This is a genomic window from Microbacterium sp. SORGH_AS_0969 (genome assembly GCF_030818255.1).
GTDB lineage: Bacteria > Actinomycetota > Actinomycetes > Actinomycetales > Microbacteriaceae > Microbacterium.
On the sequence record NZ_JAUTAG010000001.1, the window covers coordinates 620,294 to 637,985 of the forward strand.

The window sequence follows — 17,692 nt, forward strand, 5'->3', positions numbered from 1 at the left end:
TTTGCGGTGGGAGGCGCCGTCAGCGCCGGGTAAGGCGGTCGAAAACTGCCAGGTACGGGACACTCTGAAAACGCCAGTCGAGGACGTTCACCGCACGCTCGCGACCCGCCCGGCCCATGGCATCCATCTCTTCCGGTTGCTCCAGCAGTCGCAGCAGCTCGTCGCCGTACGCCTTCGGCGTCGCCGGGGTGACGTAGACCGCGGAATCGCCGGCGCTGAAGCGCGTCTCCTTCAAGTCGAAGGCAATGACCGGAAGACCGAACGCCATGTACTCCATGGTCTTGTTCATCGTGCTGACGTCGTTCAGCGGATTGGGCGGATCGGCACTGAGCCCGACGTCAGCTGACGACAGGTAGCGGAACAGCTCCTCGTCGCTCACTCGGCCCGGCATGTAGACGTAGTCGTCGAGTCCGAGATCTGTCACCATCGCTCGCAGCGACGTGTACTCATCGCCCTTGCCGAGGACCGAGAACGAGATATCCGTGCGCTGCTTCTCGTGAACCACGTAATCGATCATGCGGATGACGATGTCGACCCCGTCCTGAGGCCCCATGACACCGTGAAAGTGGACGAGATAGCGGCGACCTCGCTTGGTCGCCTCGTCGGGAGTACCCGGCGTCAACACCGTTGTATCGGGTCCCGTGCGCACGACCGTGACGCGCTCAGCCGGAACCTTTCCGCGTCGACGTGCGACCTCGGCATACGATTCATTCGTGACGATGGTCTCGCGAGCCGTCTTGTACGTCGCGCGTTCCAAGAGTTTGAGTCCCGTGTAGAAGAAACCACGCTTGTGGAAGCGGGATTCGTACACCTCCGGGTTGAGATCATGCTGGTCGAAGACGAAAATGCTGCCCCGCACGCGCATGATCAAGCCGATGAGCCAGAACGTGTCCGGCGGATTGCACGACTGGATCACCGCGGGGACACCGTGGCGCCGCGTCACCCGGAGCGTCAGGAAGAACGTCCGGATCCAGCAGTACACGAACTCCCAGAGGAAACTCGCGATCGACGAGGTCTCCTTCGGGGGCGCGTACTTATAGAGGTGAACACCTTCGTGCAGCTCGTAAGCAGGGTCACCGGGAGCCGCGGGAGTGATGGCAGCGACGCGGTATCCGTTGTCGCGCAGGCTCTTACATTCCAGCCACACGCGCCGGTCACCCGGAAGCGGGAGGTTCTGCACGAGAATGAGGACGAGCGGCGCGTCCTTCACCAGGCTGCCCCCGTGTACGCCGGCACATCCGAGTCGAGGATGCTGCGTCCGCGCAGTTCTTCCTCGTAGCGGGCGGGGAGGAGACCTGAGAGGTCGATCACCGGCACGGTGACGCCTGCAACCACGCGGTCGAGCTCGGCGGGCAGGTGCGTACCGATGAGAACGAGCTCGGCATCGGCGATCGCCTCGTCGACCGAGTCCGTCAGAACGTCATCGAGCGTGGGCAGGATGCTTTCGACGTGTGAACGATTGGCGCCGATCAGGCGATCGATCTTGATGATCGGGTCGAAAGCGGTCACCGTCACCCCCGCTTCGATGAGTCGGGCGACCAGCGCGAGATAGGGGCTCTCGCGCACGTCGTCGGTGGAGGGCTTGAAGGTGAGACCGATCTGCGCAACCCGGCGGACACCGCGATCGAGCACCATCTTCACGGCCTTCTCGATGTGCGCGGTGTTCGTCACCGTCAGGCTGTCGATCAGCGGTAGGTCGACACCGACCGTCTTGGCGTGGAACTGCACGGCCTTGACGTCCTTCGGCAGACACGAGCCTCCGAAGGCGAAGCCGGGCTTCAGGTAGCGGGGGGAGATATTGAGCTGGCGGTCTTCGACGAAGATCTTCATGACCTCGCGCGCATCGATGTCGCTGACGTCGCAGAAGCGGCCGATCTCGTTCGCGAAAGCGACCTTCAGAGCGTGGAAGACGTTCGAGGAATACTTGAGCGCTTCCGCCACACCGGTCGTCACGATGCGGGGAGGCACGCCGATGAACTCAAGGAGCTCGGAGGGACGCTCCGCGGCGACCTCTGATTCCACCCCGATGACGGTGAAGGGAGGACCGTAGAAGTCCGCGATCGCGGTGGACTCACGAAGGAACTCCGGGCAGAAGGCGACGAAGAAGTCGGACCCCTCGACCTTGCCCGATGCCTCCTCGAGCCACGGGATGACGCGGTCACGCGTCGTCCCCGGTAGCACGGTGCTGCGGAGCATGATCGTGAGGGGGCTGGTGCGCTCACGGATCCGACTGCCGATCTGACGGGCCACGGACTCGACGTGGACGAGGTCGAGCTCCCCCTCGGAAGTCGACGGCGTTCCGACGCAGATGATGGCGATGTCGACATCGTCCACCGCAGCTACGTCGCTGGTGGCGCTGAGGAGAGACTGACCGTGGACCTTCGCCATCAGCTCCTGCAGGCCAGGTTCAACAAGTGGTGTCAGCCCCTGATTGACGGCTTCGACCTTTTCGACCGAAGGGTCGATGCCGATGACGACATTTCCGGCGTCCGCCAAGCATGCAGCAGTCACACATCCCACGTATCCCAGCCCGAGTACGGCAACTCTCATTCTTCCCCCTGCATTTCCGGAACATCGGCTGAGACTTCGTCGGCTCTTCATGAAAATAGTACTGTCGGCTCTCGCAACGACCCGGGCGCGGAACTCGAGGAACAAAGAGACGAACACACCCGGTGGCCGTGTCGCTCGCGCCTCGGGGCGAGAGCGAAAAGCCCACGTCGCGATCAACGCTACTCGAATGGTCACAAGAAACACGAAGGCGGTTCCGATGTGCTGCTGACGCGAGTCGTCGAGCGCACCCGCCACGTAGAGCATTCTCGTAACTTCGCTGCCCGATAATCGACTCTGCTCGTACGCCCCTCGAGAACGAGCGCGCAAGAAAGAGACGGCACGCGTGAAGCGACTCCTGACGGCACTCATCGTTGTCGCCTTGGTCGTCACGCTTGCGCTGGCGGGTAGTATCGTTCGCCCTCCGCACCAGCGCGTCACACACGCAGGGACGATCGACGCAACGTCATCGTCGATCCGGTACACAGGTGATTGGATCGCGCACTCTCTCAATGGTCACCAATCGATGACCACCTCGGGCCCCGCGGACGTGCAGTTCACGTTCGAAGGGACGGGGTTCCAATGGTCGGGGGCGACATCGCCTGACGGTGCCACCGTCGAGGTCTCTGTCGACGGTGTCTCCCTGGGCACAGTCGACATGCGCCGGCTCGGCGGTCCGTCCGTCGAACCCCTCTTCTCCACGCCCGTCCTGCCGAACGAGCAGCACGACGTGCGAATCCGCACCGTCGATCTCGATCCGTTTTCGTGGAGTGGTGCCCGCCTTGACGTGGCGGACTTCCTCATCTATAACCCAGAGCCCCCGCCCGCGGTAAAGGGCCTGGGAGGCACCAGCGTGCAAGGCGGCGTCAAGCTCAGCTGGCAGGCATCCACAGACGAACAGATTGTCCAGTACCGGGTCTACCGCAAGTTGGCGTCGGTCGATCAGTTCGAGGAGATCGCTCGCGTTCCGGCGCCGTCCGCGGAGGCCCTGGATGGGTCGATCGGCCGGAGTGACCGCTCCGCGGTTTACCGGGTGACCGCCGTCGACATCGCCGGCCGCGAGTCGGCGAACCCCGCATCTGTCCGCGTGGCTCTGCCGCTGCCAAGCGCGCCGAAGTACCCCGTCCGACAGGACTGCCCCTCCCCGACGATCCAGGTGTCGGACGCCGGGGGCCTTCGCAGCGCCCTTCGACACGCACGAGCGGGCGACTCCATTCTCCTGGCGGACGGCGTCTACGACGGCAACTTCGAGGTTCACGTGCGCGCCACGCTCTCGAAACCGCTCTGGATCTGCGGATCGTCCGGGGCGATCCTCCGGGGGCCGAGCATCAACGAGGGGTACGGCCTCCACATCGCAGACTCTTCGTATGTCAACGCGATCGGCTTCACCGTCAAAAACAGCCGGAAGGGAGTGATGCTCGATCGGAGTGACCACATCACCATGACGCAGCTCACCGTCACCGACATCGGAAACGAGGGCGTGCACTTCCGGAGCAAGACGACCGACTCGATCCTCGCGGCGAGCTCCGTCTCCGATACCGGACGCCAGACCGACACACCTAATCCGCAGTGGGGCGAGGGGGTCTATGTAGGAAGCCACCAGAGGAACTGGTGCGCTCAGGGGTACGCGGATTGCAAGCCCGGCTGCGCCAAGAGCGCTGCCGGGTGCGAGCCGGACGGATCGAGTCGCAACATCATCGCCGACAATGAGATCTTCAACACCACTGCAGAAGCCGTGGACATCAAAGAGGGGGCGCTGAACGGAATCGTCATCGGCAATCACATCAATGCCGACGACTCCACGTCCACGAACCGGTGGATCGTCGTCCGTTCCAACGGATGGTTCATCCTTGACAATCACGGGTCTTCCGATCGCGGCGGAAATGGGATCCAGGTGTACCGCCCACCGGCCCCGGGGTACGGGCGGGAGAACTACATCAGCGGAAACACCGCAGACTTCGCTGGCTCGCAGAAATCGAGCATCGGCTTCGCCGTGTTCGTGCAGACGGGCGGCAACACCGTCGCATGCGACAATTCATATCGGGGCGCGGCAAAGGTCGCAGCTTCGAACGTGTCATGCGAGGCGGGGAGCGGCGACCGGTGATGACGGCGACTACGCGAGCCCGAGAGGCCCGGAAAATCAACACCCCCGCTCATGCATCGGCCACCGGCATTCGGCTCGACATTGAGGGCCTCCGTGCCATCGCGGTACTGGCGGTCCTCGTCTATCACCTCCGCCCGGAGTGGCTGCCCGGCGGTTTTGCCGGTGTCGACATGTTCTTCGTCATCTCGGGTTTCCTCATCACCTCGCATTTGATGCGTGAGGCCGAATCGCGGGGCACGGTGTCGCTCCGCACCTTCTATGCGCGGCGCATCATGCGTCTCATACCGGCGGCGACCGTTGTTCTTGTCACCACGGTCATCGGCGTCTTCCTGTTCGCCCCCCGACTGCTGTGGAGCCAGATCGGGATCGATGTCATCGGGGCGGCGACGTACTCGTTGAACTGGATCCTCGCGAACAGATCGGTCGACTACCTCGCGGAAGGCTCCGCCGCCTCGCCTGTGCAGCACTTCTGGTCGCTCGCAGTCGAAGAGCAGTTCTATCTCATCTGGCCGCTCTTGATCGTGCTCGCGATCGTCTTCAGCGCGAGGGTCGCGCGGAACAAGCGAACCACGGCGAGTGCGCTCGCGGGCGCCGTTCTGGTTCTCTCCCTCGCGTTCGCGATCCAGCAGTCCATCGTCGCCGACGTGTCGGCCTACTTCGTCACGACAACGCGCTTGTGGGAACTCGCGGCCGGCGCGCTCGTCGCCCTCACCATCGACCGGGTTCGTCTCACGTTGCCCGCCGTCGTCCGCAGCATCCTGGTCACGCTCGGGATCGCGATGGTCGCGTGGTGCCTGTTTTTCATCGACGACAGCTTCTGGCCGTCTGCGCTCACGGTCATCCCCGTGGTGGGGATCTGTTTCGTGATCCTCGCGGGCGGGAACGAACAGCCGTCTGTTGGGGAACGCGCGCTCTCAGCCAAGCCGCTCGTTTGGATCGGCGGGATCTCGTACGCCGTGTATCTGTGGCACTGGCCTCTCATCGTCGTAGCCGGGTACAAGTGGGACTCTCCTCCCCTCGCCGTGTCGATCGGCATACCCTTTCTCTCCGTCGGCCTCGCGTGGGCTACGTCTCGCGTCGTCGAGAGCCCGCTTCGCTTCAATCCGTGGTTCAAAGCGAGAACGCGCCGTTCCTTCGCGTTCGGGTTCGGTGCCATGCTTTTCAGTGTGGTCCTGGGAGCATCCCTGGTTCTCGCGGGACCCGGGGATGCCCTTCGTCCGCCGAGTGGTGCGGTCGCCGTCGGAGCGGAGGCCATACCGCTTCCCATCGATCCTCAGGCCGAGACGTCGGCGCAATGGCTCCAGGGGGTGACATGGGCTCTACCTTCGCCCATGGATGCCGCAGAAGATGTGCCCGTCATCTACGCGGACGGTTGCCAACAGGACACCGTCTCCAGCGAGCCGATCAGCTGCACCTACGGAGATGTCGACTCTGACACCACGATGGTCGTCGTCGGCGACTCCAAGGCCGCCCAATGGATGCCGGCACTGATCGCCATAGCTGAGCAATCCGGAATGCGTCTCGTCACGTTCTTCAAGTCGTCCTGCGCCTTCGCGGACGCCCCCATCGAGAGAAATGGCGACCCATATCCGTCCTGCGCTGAATGGAACGCTCGCGTCGTCGAGCAAATCACAACCCTGCGGCCCGGTCTCGTGGTCACGAGCCAGGTCAAGGGTCTCGCCTACAGCGCCTCGGGCGAGGACCAACGAACCCGTGCTGACCGCATGCGCGATGGCCTGCTTCGCACATGGGGAGTCTTGCGGTCGCTCGGTTCGAAGCTGGCCGTGATCGGAGACACCCCCCAGGTCGGCAGCAATGTCTTCGAGTGCGTAGCGGAGAATGCCCAGAACCTGGATGCCTGTTCATATGACCGACGACGGGCGGAATCCGATAGCGCTCTCCCGACCCAAGAAGCCGCTGTCACCGCGCTGGGCGGACGGATAGTGGTCGCGGGGGCCGCATCCGCTGAGCTCACTGACGGCACGGACGGATCTGTCGCCCTCATCGACATGAACGACGTCGTGTGCCCCTCCACCGAACAATGCCCCGCCATCGTGGGAAACACGCTCATCTACCGGACCGGCTCGCATATCACGGCAACATATGTCACCAGCGCGACACCACTTCTTTCTGAGGCCCTGGCCGTGGTGGATGCGCTTCCCTCACGTCACAAATGACGTTTATCCGACCATCTCGAACGCCCTGCGCCAGGTACACCGCGCTCGTATCCTTCTCAGCTGACTGATATCTTTACGCCTTAAGCGTGCGGACCCAGTTGCCTCAAAGGCACAATCCTCGCGGATCAGATTGGGGCACTCGTGGTATTCACTCGGCAGATCGCCATAACTGGCGCAGCAGCTCTCGCCCTCGTGGCGTCATTTCTGACGGCATCCCCCGCTGTGTCTGCGGAGCCCGTCGGTCCTGGCACATACGAGAATGACGCCGCGGCAATCGAATACTCCGGCACGTGGACCTCCGTCGCCTCAAGCAAGGACAGCGGAGGCAGCTACCACAACAGCACGTCACCGACGGCGTCCGCTTCTCTGACCTTCGCGGGCACCGGCGTGACGTGGGTGTCACGGAAGACTGCGAGCGCAGGAATCAATGAGGTTTACATCGATGACGTCCTCGTCGCTACCGTGGATAGATACGACCCCGTCGGCGCGTTCCAGCAAACGCTATACAAAACCGATGGCCTGAGCGCAGGCACGCACACGATCACCATCAAAGCCACAGGTCAGAAGAACGCAGCCGCATCTGGCTCTACGACCGTGATCGACGCCATCGTCGTGCCTCAACCCACCTCGGTCACCGGTCTCTCGGTCGCCCTCAAGGCCGAGGGCCCAGAACTGACGTGGAAAGCCACAGCAGGTGCCGACGGCTACGTCGTGTACCGCACAGGCGGCGAAGAAACTCAGCGTCTGACCGAATCACCCATAACCGATCTCTCCTTCATCGACACCGGAGCGCAAGCCGCGACTCGATACACGTACACCGTTCGAACTCTCTCCGAGGGCCAAGAGGGGCCCGCCTCAGAGGCTGTCCCCGTGGTCACTGCGGCGGGTCCAGGCACTTACGAGAATGATCACACCGCAATCACGTATGAGGGCACATGGACCACCGTCGCCTCTAGCAACGACAGCGGTGGATCGTTCGCGTCGTCGAACTCGTCAACTTCAAAAGCGTCTTTCACCTTCAACGGAAGCAGTGTGAGCTGGATATCTCGACGCACCGGCGCCTCGGGTATCAACGACGTGCTGGTGGATGGCACCAAGGTGGCCACGGTCGATCGCTACAGCGCAGTAGGCGCCTACCAGCAGGCGGTTTTCTCGACCGACTCGCTCTCGGACGGCCCGCATACGATCACCATCCTCGCGACCGGGATGAAGAATGCGTCAGCGTCGGGATCTCAGACAATCATCGACAGCTTCGTTGTACCCGACACGCGCGTCGCGAAGAATCTCCGCGCAGACCCCGACGGGGCCAGCATTGCCTTGACCTGGACTGCTGTCCCCCAGGCAACGTCGTACAACGTATACCGCCAGCCCGATGCTCAGGGAGACGCCTCCGCGATGGGGCGGGTGAATACAGAACCGGTCGTGGCCGCGAACTTCACGGATGCTGGGGCCAGTCCGAGCACCAGCTACTCGTATGCCATTGCCGCAGTTCTCGACGGCGAAGAAGCCCCGCGCAGCGAAACCGCGTCCGCGACGGCAGCGGCGGGCCCCGGCACCTACGAGAACACTCATTCGGCGATCTCCTACTCAGGTACGTGGACGACAACCACATCCACGAACGACAGCGGTGGCTCGTACGCACAGAGCACGTCGCCTACGGCATCCGCGTCCTTCACTTTCTCAGGCCCGACCATCCAATGGATATCTCGCAAGACAGGAGCATCCGGAATCAACGACGTCTACATCGACGGCGTCAAAGTGGCCACTGTCGATCGGTACAGCGCTAGTGGACAATTCCAACAAGTCGTGTACCAGACCACGAGCTTGTCCAATGGAACACATACGATCACCATCAAGGCGACAGGAAAGAAGAACGCATCCGCGAGTGGATCCATCACGATCATCGATGCTTTCGTCGTTCCAGACGCTCGCGTCGCCAAGAATCTGCGCGCTGCAGCGACAACATCCGGAGTCAGCTTGACGTGGAGTTCGGTGAGTTCCGCGCAGTCGTACAACGTCTACCGGGCCGAGGCGGGCTCCTCCCCCCTCAAAGTGAACTCGTCCCCCGTAACCTCAACGACGTTCGCGGACACCACGACCACGCCCGCATCGGTGTACTCCTACACGGTGAAGACCGTGGTAGGCGGTTCCGAGGGTCCTGCCTCGACCGCTACCTCGGTCGTCTCTGCGGCACTTCCCGGCACATATGAGAACGATCGGCCGGCCATCCAATACTCAGGCACGTGGACGACCGCGTCCTCTAACAACGACAGTGGCGGCTCGTACGCGACGTCGAACTCGCCGACCGCGTCGGCCTCGTTCACCTTCATCGGGTCGAACGTCGTGTGGATATCCCGTATGACGGGGGCATCCGGGATCAACGAGGTTCTGATCGATGGCAAGGTGGTGGCGACTGTCGATCGATACAGCGCAACGGGAAAGTACCAGGTGCAGGCGCATCGGACGACGGGGTTGTCGGACGGGGTCCACACCATCACGATCCGCAACACCGACAAGAAGAACGAGGCGGCAAACGGGGCGTCTGTGATCATCGATTCGTTCCGCGTGCCCAAGCCCACGGCACCCGCCAAGCTCTCGTCTGTGAAGTCGACGACTCAGGAAAACGGCGTGAACGTTACGTGGAAGGCCGCGGGGGATCCAGACGTCGTCGCCTACAACATTTACCGCGGAACGAGCACGACCGGGGAGCTCAGCCGTATTGCGACGGTACCGGCGACTGCGACGTCCTTCCTGAATGTCGATGTGAAGGGGACACGGACGTACCGGTACTACGTTCGCGCGGTGGACTACATCGATCGGCTCTCCGCCTCGTGGACATCCGCATCCGCAACAGTCAAGGCCTATGCCGGATCGAACTACGCAGGGATCGAGGACTGTCCCGCAGCCACCGTCACGGTCGCGTCGACGGCGGCCCTCGAGACCGCGCTTGCAAACGCCAAGCCCGGCGACGTCATCCGCTTGCGCGACGGCACCTACAACAAGCGCTTTGCACTCTCCGTCCGCGGCACCGCCGCAGCCCCCGTGTGGATATGCGGATCTTCGAAGGCAATCTTGAAGGGTTACGGCATCTCAGGCGGCAATGGCTTCGAGATCAAGAACTCGTCCTACGTCATCCTGTCGGGCATCACCGTCACGGAAAGCTTGAAAGCGGTGATGGTGACGCGCAGTGATCATGTGACCGTCTCGAACGTCACAGCCCACACGACCGGTCAAGAGGGTATACACCTGCGACAGAACACGACTGACTCCGTCGTCGCCGGCAACACAGTGAGCAAGACGGGCCTGGTAACACCCGAGTTCGGCGAAGGCATCTACATTGGCAATCACCCCGACAACTGGTGCTCGCAGAACGACTGCGAGCCCGACAAGTCGGATCGCAACCTCATCGCCGACAACATAATCTCTCAGACGGCGGCCGAGGCCATCGACGCCAAAGAAGGCTCCGCAGACGGCCGGATCATAGGCAACCAGATCGATTCCACCGGGACCACGGCCACGGACCGCTGGATCGTCATCCGTGGAAACGGCTGGTTCGTCGCAGACAACAGAGGTTCTGGCGGTTCGGTCACCGACGGAATCCGAATCGATGCGCCGCCCCTTCCGGGCTATGGCACGGACAACATCGTCGTTCGAAACAGCGCAACACTCAGCACGACTAATGGGTATGCGGTGCGCGTCAATCAAAAGGGCAACCTCGTCGGGTGCACGACCAACACGAAGTCCGGAGGAAAGGCACTGACGAACATCACCTGCGTCAAATGACCAGTGGAGGGCGGATCGGGTTCCGCAGCGGCCTGCGGGTAGGCTGGGGTCATGATCGATCGACCGACGGCCGCTGAATGCTGAGCTCCGCGGCAGCTGCGCTCGACCGGATCGATTTCGCGGCGCCCCTGGTGTTGATCGCGGTCATCATCGGCGTTGGTGCCCTCATCGCCCTCTTGGCAATTCCGATTCACCTGCTTCCGGTCATGGCCTTCATCGTCATGGTGGCGATTCCGGACCGGCTCCTCTTCATCGCGCCGCTCGAGTACTTTCCGCCGGAAGTAATCATCATGTTCGTGTGGGCTGTTCGAAAGCTCTTGAACGTGGGGACAGGCAGACGCGTCAACGTGCGAACACCTGTGCGAGCGGCCGTCATCGTGATGCTCATGGCCACGTTGACCTGGTTCATCGTCGTTGCGATGAGCCACACCCCCACACGGTCGGCGTCATGGATGGTCTCGTTCGTCGTGCTCCTCGTACTTCCGCTGATTCTCCCGGACAGGGATCGGGAGATCGATACTCTTCGCCGCGCGTGGCCATGGACCGGCGCGATCGTCGCCGTGTACGCATGCCTCCAGGCACTGATCCAGTTCAACCCGATCTACGACCCTCTGTACAAGAGCCTGCGTTTGATCCCCATCCAGCACTGGTCGGTCTTCCGGGCCGACGCATCGCTAGCCCATCCCCTCACGGCGGGACTGTTCTTCTCGATGACGCTGGCTTTCTGTGTGGGCCGCTGGGTGGAGACGAGCCGACGGACCTTCGCTGTCCTCGCATTCCTCAACGGGCTTGGCGTCATTGCGACCGTTTCTCGAGGTTCGTACATCGCTGCGGGAGTCGCTGTCGCTGCGCTCCTTCTCCTAGCCTTGGTCGCCGGCCACCGATTCGGCCGCGACAGAATCGTGCTCATCCTGTGCGCGTTCGCGGTCTTCGGTTACTTTGCTTTGCAGTCCGATTCGTTTCAAGAACGCTCGAATAGCATCGACGGTCTCGGCTCCGTCTCCGCACGTGAGGACATGTGGGGTATCACTGAGGCGACCGCCAGCTGGTACAGATGGCTCGGCGCCGGCCCGGGGACCTCAGAATCGGCGGCCATCCCCTTCAATTGGAAGGGCCTGCCGATCGAGAACTCTTACTTCCAGCTGCTCATCAGCGTGGGAGTTCCCGGAGTCATCCTGTTCGGTTTGTTCCTGGCCACTGTCTACCGTGTCGCGATTCGCGAGCGTAACCTCAGTGCCATCGGCGGTCTGACAGCCGCTCTCGTCGCCATCGGCGGTTACGCCGCGATCGACGGTCCGAGAACCGCACTGGGTCTCCTTGCTTTCATGATTCTGCTCGCGGTGAATCCGGTTCGTGCGGACGAAAACATCGTGAAGGCCTACTCTGCTCCAGTCCGTAATCGACGAAAGTCCTCGCCTGTTCGTCGAGCCGTCGTTCGCTGAGTTAGGAATCGAGTTGAATCTGCCGTACTCTGCTACGCCCTCTGTCTCCTGTGTTGTTCCGACCCACGGCCGGCCAGAGTTCCTCGCTGCGGCTCTCTCCTCTGTGCTGAAACAGAGCTATCTGCCCGTTGAGATCGTGGTGGTGAGCGATGACGAAGACGTGTCCGCTTCGGAAGCCGTGGTGAACGCGGCGAGCGACGGAGCCGATGTACCGATTCGTTTGGTGCGTCGGGCGCATGGTGAACCGGGCGCTTCCGGCTCCCGCAACCTTGGCGCTCATCAGGCGCAGGGAGAGCTGTTGGCGTTTTTGGATGACGACGACATCTGGGAACCGGAACATCTTGCCTCGGCGGTGGCCCTGCTCGTGAATCGTCAGGTGGATGCAGTGGTCTCGCCGTTCTACCGATTCTCAACCTCGGGACGGAGCACAACCACCACTCCGTCCGAGGCATTGACCGCGCGGGACGCGTTTGTGCGCTCCCCAGGGGTCACCGGGAGCACCCTCGTCATCCGAGCCGACGTGTTCGCTCTCCTAGGCGGCTACGACGTCGCGCTCCCCGTCATGAACGACATCGATCTCTTCCTTCGTTTCCTCTTAGCTGGACACGAGTACGCGGTCGCTCCCGAGCCCACCGTTGGTGTGCGCAAACACGATTCCGGACAGCTGACGGACAACTCTCCACGTCGCGTTGCAGGCGGATGGGCATTCCTTGAAAAGCACCGGGGAGCCTTTGCTACTCAGGACGTATCGCCGCGCCTGCATTGGCAATACAGAATGCTCTGGCGCACCCGTCCGAAGAATCCGATCGTGCGCCTGAGGGCACTCGTGGGAATGCTGCGATATCCGGCGGGCGTGATCGCCCAAGATTCACCTGGTCCTTCGCGACGTATTCAAACTCGCGCAGATCTGAGGGACTTCATCGAAGCGGATGCCCTGGCACAGGGCGCCGAGAAACTTCCCATCTGGAGACGCCGCTCGAAGCCGACTCTGCGCTTTCTCCGCGCTCTCCGGGTGGTCGAGTACCACCGTCGTCCCGGCGCGCCCTTCGCGACGAAACCGCTTCTTTTCCTGGCTCAGCGACGCCTGCGACGTCTTGCCGTTCTGACGGGGATCTCGATTCCGCCGGGTGCCTTTGGTAAGGGCCTCGGGCTCCCCCACTACGGCAGTATCGTGGTGCATTCACGCGCACGGTTCGGCGACTGGTGCTGCGTGCAGAACAATGTGAATATCGGTGTCTATCGCGGCGGTGTCCCCAGGGGTGGGGATTTCCTCTACGTCGCTCCGGGTGCTGTCCTGTATGGCGACATCACGATCGGGTCGGGAGCCGTCATCGGCGCCAATTCGGTTGTGAACACCGACGTTGAGGCGAACACGACCTTCGCAGGATCGCCCGCCCGGCTGATCTCACGTCGGGATGCGTCTCTGCTGCACCTCGACGAGGTCGCTGCACGTATGACGGTCCAGAGAAGCGCGCACAAGAAGTGAAACAGCAATTCCTCTTCATCCTCATCTCGCGAGGTCTCGCCAGCGTGCTCAATGCGCTGGTCTTCGTCTGGCTGGGGCGACTCGTAGGCGTCGAGCTCGTCGGCGTCTTGGGGATTGTGACGAGCATCACATCCTTCATCTTCCTGATCGCAGACTTTGGAATGGCGACATTTCTCTCTCGAGAACGCGCAAGAGGGAACGTGGATCACGTGTCCGGGGCCCTCATGTTCAACGTGACGAGCACGCTCGTCTTCGGCGCACTTCTGACGATCGCTCTTGCCGCCTTCGCTGCAGTCGGAGTGGTCCCGTGGGCGGTCGTCCTTCTGGGGCTGGCAGCTGCGTTGGAGAAGAACACCGAGACGACGTTGAGCGTGCCCATCGCCGATAAGAAGAAGTTCGTTCCGGCGTTCAATGTGCTCCTGCGCCGAGCGCTCGCTCTGATCGCGTTCGGCGCAGCAGTGCTCGCCGGCGTCGACCCCGTCCTGGCGTTCTGCTTGGGCACCGCCGCGGCCGCCGTCGCCGGGCAGATCCAGATCAGAACCTGGATGCGGGGAAGAGTCGACCCCGTGGGCCCTGTCTCGTTCGCTCGATTGAAGGACACCGCCCAGCAGGCGTGGCCGTTTTGGATCAGTAACGTCACCGCAGGTGCGCGGCAGCTCGACATCCCGATTGTCGGCCTCTTCGCCTCCGCCTACTCCGCGGGCCTTTACTCAGCCTCGTCGAAGATCATGAACCCATTCCGGCTCATCCCTTCCACCTTGACCGCCCTCGTCGTGCCGCATGTCGCGCGCCAAGGCAAGGCGACGGCAAGGAAGACCGCGATGAAGATCTCTGCGCTCTTCTTGGCAACTCTGGTCGTGATCGTGCCAGCTTCGCTCTTCAGCGAGCCGCTGGTGGTCTTTCTCATGGGAGAGGAGTTCAGCGGGGGCGGCGCGATATTCGCGTTGATGCTGCTCGGACTGCCGTTCGTCGCTCTCGCACCCCCGCTCGGATCCGTTCTGCAGAGCCAAGGACAGGAGAAGTTCGTCGGGTTGAACGGAACCATCTTCGCGATCGTCACGATCGGATTTGTCGCGGTGGGAGCGCTACTCTCCGGAGGGGAAGGAGCAGCTTTGGGGTTGGGGTTGTCCTACGTGCTCAAGTGCCTGTCTCTGTTCGTTCGGATCGTTCGGCACCTTAAGTAGACATCTCCCGGCTCGGACTACGAAAGTCCGCCGAGATCCATCGGAGGGCGCGGTCCGGTCTCGCGCACGGAGTCCACGCGTGAGCGGTAGCTCTCGCCGCGCATATCGGACTCCGCGGGCCAGCCACCCACCTTGGCCATCAGATCATCGTATGAACTCACTGGTCTCGCAGGATTTCCCGCGACGACCAGGCCAGACGGTACGGATCTGGTGACAACGGATCCGGCACCGATGACACAACGATCACCAATGGCGACCCCCGGCATGATGATTGCTCCGGTGCCTACGAAGACATCTGATCCGATCGTCACCGGGGCGTACCGGAATCGACGTCCACGCTCATCCCGGTGGAGCCATCCAGTGCCATCGTGGGTGACGAGCGTCACTTGAGAGCTGATCGTGACGCGATCTCCGACGGTTACCAACCAGGGTTCGGTGGTGACAATCTTCGATAGGATCCGGCAGCCGGTTCCCACCGTGCACCCCATGGCCCGAGACGCATAGACGGGACCCTTGAGGGCCTTCAGAACGCGGTACTTGATGTATGGCCACTTCATGTGTATCAATCCGCCTTCAGAGAGTTCACGAGACGTAGCAAGAGATCGACGCTGTTCTCGGTAGAGAACTCTCCCAGCCAGCCTCTCGGCGCGGACCGCGGCAACCGCATCGCACGCAGAACAGCATCGGCATACTCATCGACGGAGTCCGTCCGCGCGAAAAACCCTGTTACTCCGGGAACGATCGCATCCGCGCTGCCGAAGGCGGTCGAGCCGACTACGGACGGAACACCGCGAGACGCCGCCTCGGGCAGGACATTGCCGAACCCTTCCACGGCTGAGGGCAGCAACACGACAGCGTTCGCGGGAATGTGATCGAACCAGTTCTCGACTCGCCCCTTCAGCACGATCGGGTAGGGACGCTGAACGATGCCGAGGTCACGTTCGAGTTCACCGACGCCGAAGTAGTGGACGGCGACATCCACCTCCTTCGCGAGCCGGTCGGCGATCTCGACGGCAAGCATCGGACGCTTCTTCGCAACCACGCGTGCGGGCACCACGAGCGTGACCGAACGAGTCTCGGGCTGCGGGTCGGCGGGGAACGCGATGCCCGACTTCGCGATCGCCGGATTGGGAATCACCCACACTCGCTCGCGCTGCAGGCGCGCCGCGTACTGGAAAACCGCGCCCACAGGGTGCGAGATCGCGACGAATGCGTCGGCCTTGGGGTAGAGAGCGCGATAAGCCTTGTCGCGAGCAAAGACGTGCAATCCGCTGTGATCGGCTTCCGCGAACGGGATGTTCCGTTCGCTAATCACCACGCGAGGGCGAAGGCGCTTCGGAAGAGACTGAACCACCGCAAGCAGTTGAAAGTTCGCTCGCGTCATCATCGCGATCGCCACATCTGGCTGCTCGGCCAGCAAGTACTTGCGCAGAGCATGCGTCTCGCTCGCCCGTCCGGCACCGGCACGGGAGATGTGTCGAACGTGCACTCCCTCCAGAGTCGGCTCACCCTCGCGGGCGCGGAGGAGGACGACCTCGACATCGTGCCCGCGACGGGCAACCTCCGTTGCCCACATCTTCGTAACGAACTCTGCACCCCCGCCGACGAGGGAAGGAAGGACGAACGCGATCTTACGGCTCATCCCTCCTCCTCCTCCGCGGACGCCTCACGACCAAGCACGAACGGAACAAGGATGGTGGCACGAAGCCCCTCGACCGAAATAATCGCGCGCTCGGCCTTCACGTCGTTGACTCGTCGGATGGCGGCCGCCACGTCCTCGGGGGTACGTTCGGCAATCCGCGTGCCATTGACACCTTCCACCACCAAGCCGTTCGGCTCGCCACCAGCGGTGGTTATGACGGGCAGTCCGCATGCGAGCGACTCCACTACCGCGCGCGGGAAGCCCTCGTGGTGGGAAGTCATCAGAAGCGCGGAGTGCGCGCGGAGGTAGTCGGAGACGCTTCGCTTCTCGACGGGGCCCCTGATGTCGATGCGATCAGAGAGGCCGAGTTCCGCGGCAAGGTCCTTGGTCTTCTGCAGCAGCGAACCGCCGCCAAGCATCGTCAAAGAGTATTGGGGGCCTGCGGCAGCGATGGCCCGCACCGCGAGCAACGGGTCTTTTGTCGCTTCGAAACGCCCAACCCAGAGGAGATTCGTGCGATCTCCCTCGAGAGGCTGGTCGGCGGGATAGAAGTACTCGTCGTCGAACCACGTGGGAGAGAACCGAACGTTCCCACCCCACTGGCTCAGCCGCTCGGCAGCCGCACTATTGAAGATCACGACGTCTTCGCACTCCTTGACAGCGCGCTTCTCGAGAAAACGGAAAGCCTTCGTGAACTTCTTGAAGTATGACTCATTGCCGAGCTTGATACTGTCTTCGCCGTCGTTATGAATGAACTGCACGTGACGGGTCTTGCGAAAGAACCGGCGAATCGCAAAGCCGGTCGTGATTCTGTGCGTCTGCAAGACATCAGCCGAAATCGCTGCTCGATGCTTCCAGACACCCCAGACGAGCTGTGCAATATGAGGAATTCTCGGTCGGATTACGGTGTTGTCAGCGCGATAGACGGGAAGGAATTTTACGAAGCGCCCGTCGATCTCTTCCGTCCGCCACGTGCCAATCGATGCGTCTCCGACCGCATCGACTCCGACAATTGCAAGATCCATATCGTCGGGACGGTACTTGATCAGGCCGCGAATGCAGGTATCCACTCCGCCCGGCTTCGACTTTCGAGGATCGATCGGCTCGATCAGAACGCGCTTTTCCGTCACGGGATCTCCATTCTCCGGCCGCCAGCGGACAGGACGGCGACACCCCGCTTCCGCGTCGTCAACGACCGCCCCATCCTATCGACACGCGAATGCGAAGACCTTCACTCGTCTTCTTCGGCCGGTCGGACACGAGCAGGAGACCCAAAGAGGCGATCAACCGTCATCCCAAGCCCCCACGGCTCCGCCGAGAGGCTCAG

The 17,692-nt window shown here is 62.4% G+C and carries 11 protein-coding genes; 6 read left to right on the forward strand and 5 right to left on the reverse strand.

What is annotated here, in order from left to right:
• Positions 1-19: 19 nt before the first annotated feature.
• Positions 20-1,210, reverse strand: a complete 1,191-nt coding sequence (locus QE388_RS02940) for a glycosyltransferase family 4 protein (protein WP_307382800.1) — start codon at positions 1,208-1,210, stop codon at positions 20-22.
• Complete coding sequence (locus tag QE388_RS02945; protein WP_307382802.1) at positions 1,207-2,919, reverse strand: nucleotide sugar dehydrogenase; 1,713 nt, start codon at positions 2,917-2,919, stop codon at positions 1,207-1,209. Before QE388_RS02945 ends, QE388_RS02940 begins: the two co-directional genes overlap by 4 nt.
• 154 nt (positions 2,920-3,073) lie before the next feature.
• Between QE388_RS02945 and QE388_RS02950 the strand changes: the two genes are divergently transcribed.
• From QE388_RS02950 to QE388_RS02975, 6 genes are all read left to right on the forward strand, one after another.
• Positions 3,074-4,651, forward strand: coding sequence for a right-handed parallel beta-helix repeat-containing protein (locus tag QE388_RS02950; RefSeq protein ID WP_307382804.1), 1,578 nt, complete (start codon positions 3,074-3,076; stop codon positions 4,649-4,651).
• The gene (locus QE388_RS02955) at positions 4,651-6,828 is read left to right on the forward strand and encodes an acyltransferase family protein (RefSeq protein ID WP_307382806.1); all 2,178 of its coding nucleotides are present in this window, start codon (positions 4,651-4,653) and stop codon (positions 6,826-6,828) included. The genes QE388_RS02950 and QE388_RS02955 overlap by 1 nt, the downstream gene beginning before the upstream one ends.
• Before the next feature lie 141 nt (positions 6,829-6,969).
• The gene (locus tag QE388_RS02960; protein ID WP_307382808.1) at positions 6,970-10,611 is read left to right on the forward strand and encodes a right-handed parallel beta-helix repeat-containing protein; all 3,642 of its coding nucleotides are present in this window, start codon (positions 6,970-6,972) and stop codon (positions 10,609-10,611) included.
• Positions 10,612-10,688: 77 nt separating this feature from the next.
• Positions 10,689-12,053 (forward strand): O-antigen ligase, encoded by a 1,365-nt coding sequence (locus QE388_RS02965; protein WP_307382810.1) that lies wholly within the window; start codon positions 10,689-10,691, stop codon positions 12,051-12,053.
• 13 nt (positions 12,054-12,066) lie between these two features.
• A complete protein-coding gene (locus tag QE388_RS02970) occupies positions 12,067-13,539 on the forward strand; it encodes a glycosyltransferase (protein WP_307382812.1) in 1,473 nt (490 codons plus the stop codon).
• Positions 13,536-14,723 carry an oligosaccharide flippase family protein gene (locus QE388_RS02975; protein WP_307382814.1) on the forward strand — a complete coding sequence of 396 codons (1,188 nt, stop codon included), beginning with the start codon at positions 13,536-13,538 and terminating at the stop codon, positions 14,721-14,723. Before QE388_RS02970 ends, QE388_RS02975 begins: the two co-directional genes overlap by 4 nt.
• Before the next feature lie 17 nt (positions 14,724-14,740).
• Here QE388_RS02975 and QE388_RS02980 read toward each other — a convergent pair whose 3' ends face one another.
• Genes QE388_RS02980 through QE388_RS02990 form a run of 3 tightly spaced genes read right to left on the reverse strand, consistent with a single transcriptional unit; the run spans position 14,741 to position 17,495 of the window.
• Positions 14,741-15,280: a DapH/DapD/GlmU-related protein gene (locus QE388_RS02980; RefSeq protein ID WP_307382816.1), complete on the reverse strand. Its 540-nt coding sequence runs from the start codon at positions 15,278-15,280 to the stop codon at positions 14,741-14,743.
• Between the two features lie 5 nt (positions 15,281-15,285).
• Positions 15,286-16,365 carry a glycosyltransferase gene (locus QE388_RS02985; RefSeq protein ID WP_307382819.1) on the reverse strand — a complete coding sequence of 360 codons (1,080 nt, stop codon included), beginning with the start codon at positions 16,363-16,365 and terminating at the stop codon, positions 15,286-15,288.
• Entirely contained in the window at positions 16,362-17,495 is a 1,134-nt protein-coding gene (locus tag QE388_RS02990) for a glycosyltransferase family 4 protein (RefSeq protein WP_307382822.1), read from the reverse strand. Before QE388_RS02990 ends, QE388_RS02985 begins: the two co-directional genes overlap by 4 nt.
• Positions 17,496-17,692: the final 197 nt, after the last annotated feature.